Source organism: Dietzia sp. CW19 (assembly GCF_014145265.1).
GTDB lineage: Bacteria > Actinomycetota > Actinomycetes > Mycobacteriales > Mycobacteriaceae > Dietzia > Dietzia natronolimnaea.
Genome location: NZ_JAALEE010000131.1, coordinates 1 through 4,306 on the forward strand (window position 1 = coordinate 1; position 4,306 = coordinate 4,306).

At 71.2% G+C, this 4,306-nt stretch carries 4 protein-coding genes and 1 pseudogene; all 5 read right to left on the bottom strand.

The window, feature by feature from the left end:
- Positions 1-32: 32 nt before the first annotated feature.
- The gene (locus G6021_RS04510; RefSeq protein ID WP_182640750.1) at positions 33-1,079 is read right to left on the bottom strand and encodes a ferrochelatase; all 1,047 of its coding nucleotides are present in this window, start codon (positions 1,077-1,079) and stop codon (positions 33-35) included.
- Positions 1,076-1,903, bottom strand: coding sequence for an NADH-dependent enoyl-ACP reductase InhA (gene inhA, locus G6021_RS04515; protein ID WP_179525295.1), 828 nt, complete (start codon positions 1,901-1,903; stop codon positions 1,076-1,078). The genes G6021_RS04510 and inhA overlap by 4 nt, the downstream gene beginning before the upstream one ends.
- Before the next feature lie 2 nt (positions 1,904-1,905).
- Positions 1,906-2,637 carry a 3-oxoacyl-ACP reductase FabG1 gene (gene fabG1, locus G6021_RS04520; protein WP_179525296.1) on the bottom strand — a complete coding sequence of 244 codons (732 nt, stop codon included), beginning with the start codon at positions 2,635-2,637 and terminating at the stop codon, positions 1,906-1,908.
- A gap of 54 nt (positions 2,638-2,691) precedes the next feature.
- Complete coding sequence (locus G6021_RS04525; protein ID WP_179525297.1) at positions 2,692-3,672, bottom strand: VWA domain-containing protein; 981 nt, start codon at positions 3,670-3,672, stop codon at positions 2,692-2,694.
- Positions 3,669-4,306 (bottom strand): annotated as a pseudogene (locus tag G6021_RS04530) (DUF58 domain-containing protein); the annotation flags it as partial. The pseudogene G6021_RS04530 and the gene G6021_RS04525, both read right to left, overlap by 4 nt.

Below are 4,306 nucleotides of genomic sequence, written 5' to 3' on the forward strand. Positions count from 1 at the left end.
CGACCGGCGGGGACGGGTGTTCTCCGCGTCGTCTAGCGGGAGCAGCACCCGACCGCGCATCGGGCACCATCTCGGTTGCAGCCCAGCGCGGGCACGTCGCCGAGCCTGTCGCCCTGCACTCCGGACTCGACCTCCTCGAGCAGTTCGAGGACCATCCGGGCGAACTCCGGGCTCGGCCCGGGTGTCGCCGAGCGGGTGACCGTCACCCCGAGTTCGCGCACCTCGTCAACCAGCTCGGTGTCGAGGTCCCAGATCACCTCGACGTGGTCGGAGATGAACCCGATCGGGACGATCACGACGTCACGGACGCCGCTGTCCTCCGCCAGTCCACGGACATGGTCCACCACGTCGGGCTCGAGCCACGGCACGCTCGGGGGTCCGGAACGGGACTGCCAGACCAGGTCGTGATCGTCGACCCCGGCCGCGCGGGCCACCAACCGCGACGCCTCGGCGACCTGACGGCTGTAGAGACGACCTCCGAGCGCGGGCGGACCCGCTACGGCGTCCGCCGCCTCGGGGACCGAGTGCGCGGTGAAGACGACGCGGGCTCCCGGCGCCGCCGCTTCCCGGGCGGCGCGGAGATCGGACGCGAACCGCTCGATGAACAGGGGATGGTCGTAGAACTGTCGCAGGCGGACCATCGAGGGCGCACCGGGGACCTGCTCGCGCGCGCGGGCGATGTCCTCCTGGTACTGCGCACAGCCGGAGTAGCCGCCCCACGCGGAGGTGGCGAACACCGCCGCGGTCCGGACGCCGTCCGCGGTCATCTGCCGGACCGTCTCCTCGATCATCGGGGTCCAGTTGCGGTTCCCGAAGTACACCGGCAGGTCCCTGCCGCTGCGGGCGAGCTCCTCCTCGACGTGGTCGATGATCTCGCGGTTGAGGTCGTTGATCGGGCTGCGGCCACCCAGCTGTCGGTAGTGGGTGGCGACCTCCTCGAGTCGCGCCGCCGGGATCCCGCGCCCGCGGGTGACGTTCTCGAGGAAGGGGATGACGTCCTCCTGTCCCTCGGGCCCGCCGAAGGACAGGACGAGGAGGGCGTCCACGGGCCCGGTCACCTCGAGCTCACCATCGGTCATCTGTGGTTCTCCTGTCCGCTGAAGGAGACGGTGCCGGCTCCACCGTCTGCATAGATCACTGTTCCCGTGGTGGCGGGCATGAGGTCCGAGAGCAGCGCCACCGCGGTGGTCGCCACCGCGGTGGGGTCGTTCACGTCCCACCCCAGGGGGGCGCGCCTGGCCCACTCGTCCTGCATCTGGTCCAGTTCTCCGCCGGGACCGAGCGCGTCTCCGGCGATGGCCTTGGCCGCGAGGGTCTTGACGGGGCCGGCGGCGATGAGGTTGGACCGCACGCCCTCCGGACCGAGTTCTCGGGCCACGTAGCGGTTGACCGCCTCCAGGGCGTTCTTGGCCACGGACATCCAGTTGTAGAAGGGCATGGAGAACCGCGGGTCGAAGTCCAGTCCGATGATCGACGCGCCGGGGTTGAGCAGGGGGCGCACGGCCCTGGCGAGGGACGCGTACGAATAGGCGGAGACCTCCACGGCGACGGAGACGTCCTTCCAGGGCGCGTCGAGGAACGGGTCGCCGAGGCAACTGGGCGGCGCGAACCCGATGGAGTGCACCACCCCGTCGAGCGATTCGGCGTGTTCTCGCACCCTGCCCTCGAGCGCCGCGAGGTCCTCCTCGCTCTGCACGTCCAGTTCGATCACCGCGGGCCTGTCGGGCAGTCGCTTCGAGATCGCCCGCACCAGCGACGGCCGGCCGAACGCGGTGAGGATGACGGTGGCGCCGTGGAGCTGGCAGTGCTTGGCGATGTGGAAGGCGATCGAGGCGTCGGTGATCACCCCGGTGACGAGGATGGTCTTGCCCGAGAGGATCCCGGTGCGGGTGTTCTCGCTCATGGTCAGTGCCCCATTCCCATACCGCCGTCGACGGGCAGGACGGCACCCGAGATGTAGCCGGCGTCGTCCCCCGCGAGGAAGCTGACGGCCCCCGCCACGTCGTGGGCGCTGCCCTTCCGGCCGAGCGGGATGGCCGCCACGGCGAGGGCCTGCGTCTTGTCGTCCAGCCCGGCGGTCATGTCGGTGTCGATGAACCCGGGGGCCACGACGTTGGCCGTGATGTTGCGCGAGCCGAGTTCCCGGGTCAGTGAGCGGGCCATCCCGATGAGGCCGGCCTTCGACGAGGCGTAGTTGACCTGGCCCGCGGTGCCCGACTGGGCGACCACCGATCCGATGAAGATGAGTCGGCCGAACCTGGCGCGCAGCATCCCCCGGGAGGCCCTTCTGGCCACCCGGAACGCGCCGGACAGGTTCGCCTCGACGACCCGGGTGAACTGCTCGTCCTTCATCCGCATCAGGAGGGTGTCGTCGGTGATCCCGGCGTTGGACACCACCACCTCGACCGGGCCGTACTCGGCCTCGACCGCGGTGAACGCCGCGTCGACGGAGTCGGGGTCGGTGACGTCACACAGGACTCCGAACAGACCGTCGGGCGCACCGGACCCTCGATGGGTCACCGCCACCCGGTGGCCGTCGGCGGCGAGTCGTTCGGCCACGGCGCGTCCGATGCCGCGGTTGCCCCCGGTCACCAGGACCGTCCGGGGGGTGGGGGTGGGCGTGCTGTCGGGAACCATGTGCACCAACCTATCGAACCGTCACGGGTGACCCGGTGGGGGTGCGCGGACCCGTCACGGGATGCGGCGGTGTGCCACCAGGGATCCGGCTGCGGCGAGCATCGCCAGCAGGGACCCGATCACGAGCCACGGCCGCGAGGCGTCGGCCTTCTTCCACTCGAACCCGATCTGTTCCTCGAGGGTGCGGTAGACGGAGTCGAGCTCCTCGAGGCTGGAGGCGGTGAAGAAGTCACCCCCCGAGATCTCGGCGATGGTGCGCAACGAGGCGTCGTCGACGGGGACGGGCTGCGGGCGACCCTGGATGTCCACTGTCCCGTAGAGGGTGCCGAAGGAGATGGTCGAGATCGGGATGCCGGCCTCCTCGGCGCGCTCGGCGGCGGTGAAGGCCCCGCGCTCCTCGGTCGGGTCGGCGGGGACGGTCTCCTTGCCGTCGGAGAGCAGCACGATTCGGGCCGGCGGCGCCTGGTCGGTGCCACCGAGGCTCTCGGTGAACGTCGTGACGGCCTGGGTGGCGGTGTAGATCGCCTCGCCGGTCGCGGTCCTCTCGTCCAGCCGGAGTCGCTCGACGGCGCGGACCACGGGTCCCCGATCGGTGGTGGGTGCCACGAGCATCGAGGCCGTTCCGGCGTAGGAGACCAGTCCCAGGTTGACGCCCGGGGTGAGGTTGTTGGCGAACGTGGTGGCGGCCTGCTGCGCGGCCTCCAGGCGGGAGGGCGACACGTCCGTGGACTCCATGGACAGTGACACGTCGACGACGAGCATGACCGTCGCGCGGTTCCGCGGCACCTTCTGTTCCTTCTGCGGCCCGGCCAGCGCCACCACCAGGGCGAGCAGCGACAGGATGAGCAGCACCGCGGGGACGTGGGTGAACCAGCGTCGACCGCCACGGTCGACGGTCCGCAGGACGCCGAAGTTGCCGAAGCGCACGGTCCTGCGCCTCTTGGATCGCAGCGCGATCACGTATCCGATCGCGAGGGCCAGTGGCACGACCACCAGGACCAGCCACAGTGGGTGCTGGAACTCCGACAGGCTCATCGGTGCGTTCCTCCCGGTGTCGGATGGTCGTCGGGCAGGTCCCTGACGAGGTTCTCCCCGGTGGGCAGGCCACCCTGGCGGCGTGCGCCGACGAAGTCGATCACGTCCCTGATCCAGTCCCGGTCGGTCCGCAGGGCGAGGACCGGGGCGCCACAGCGGCGTAGGGCGGCGTGGACCTCCGCGCGATGGGAGTCCGCGGCCCGGCGGTAGTCGGCGGCGAGGGCGTCGTCGACGTCCAGTTCGAGCACCTCGCCGGTGGCCGGGTCCTGGAGCAGTGCGGCGCCCACAGCGGGAAGTGCGATGTCGAGGGGGTCGGCCGTGTGCACGGCGAGGAACTCGTGCCGGGCCCCCAGGACGCGCAGGGACCGTTCCCAGTCGACGTCGGCGAGGAAGTCCGAGATCACCACCACCAGTCCGTGCCGTCGGGCGGCGTTCCGGGCGGCGCGGAGTGCGTCGTCGAGGGTCCCACCGGGTGAGACCCGGGCCGGGGCGCGGGTGACCTCCTCGAGGAGCCGCCTGACGTGGTCGCGCCCGCTCGTGGCCCGGAGGACCCGTGGCCGCCCGGCGCCGGTGAGGACCATGCCGACACGACTGCCACCCCCGGCGGACAGGAACCCGACGGTGGCCGCGGCCA

Bases quoted from the DNA above. Each gene is read 5' to 3' on its own strand.
- G6021_RS04510 (WP_182640750.1), bottom strand. From the start codon at position 1,079: ATGACCGATGGTGAGCTCGAGGTGACCGGGCCCGTGGACGCCCTCCTC.
- inhA (WP_179525295.1), bottom strand. From the start codon at position 1,903: ATGAGCGAGAACACCCGCACCGGGATCCTCTCGGGCAAGACCATCCTC.
- fabG1 (WP_179525296.1), bottom strand. From the start codon at position 2,637: ATGGTTCCCGACAGCACGCCCACCCCCACCCCCCGGACGGTCCTGGTG.
- G6021_RS04525 (WP_179525297.1), bottom strand. From the start codon at position 3,672: ATGAGCCTGTCGGAGTTCCAGCACCCACTGTGGCTGGTCCTGGTGGTC.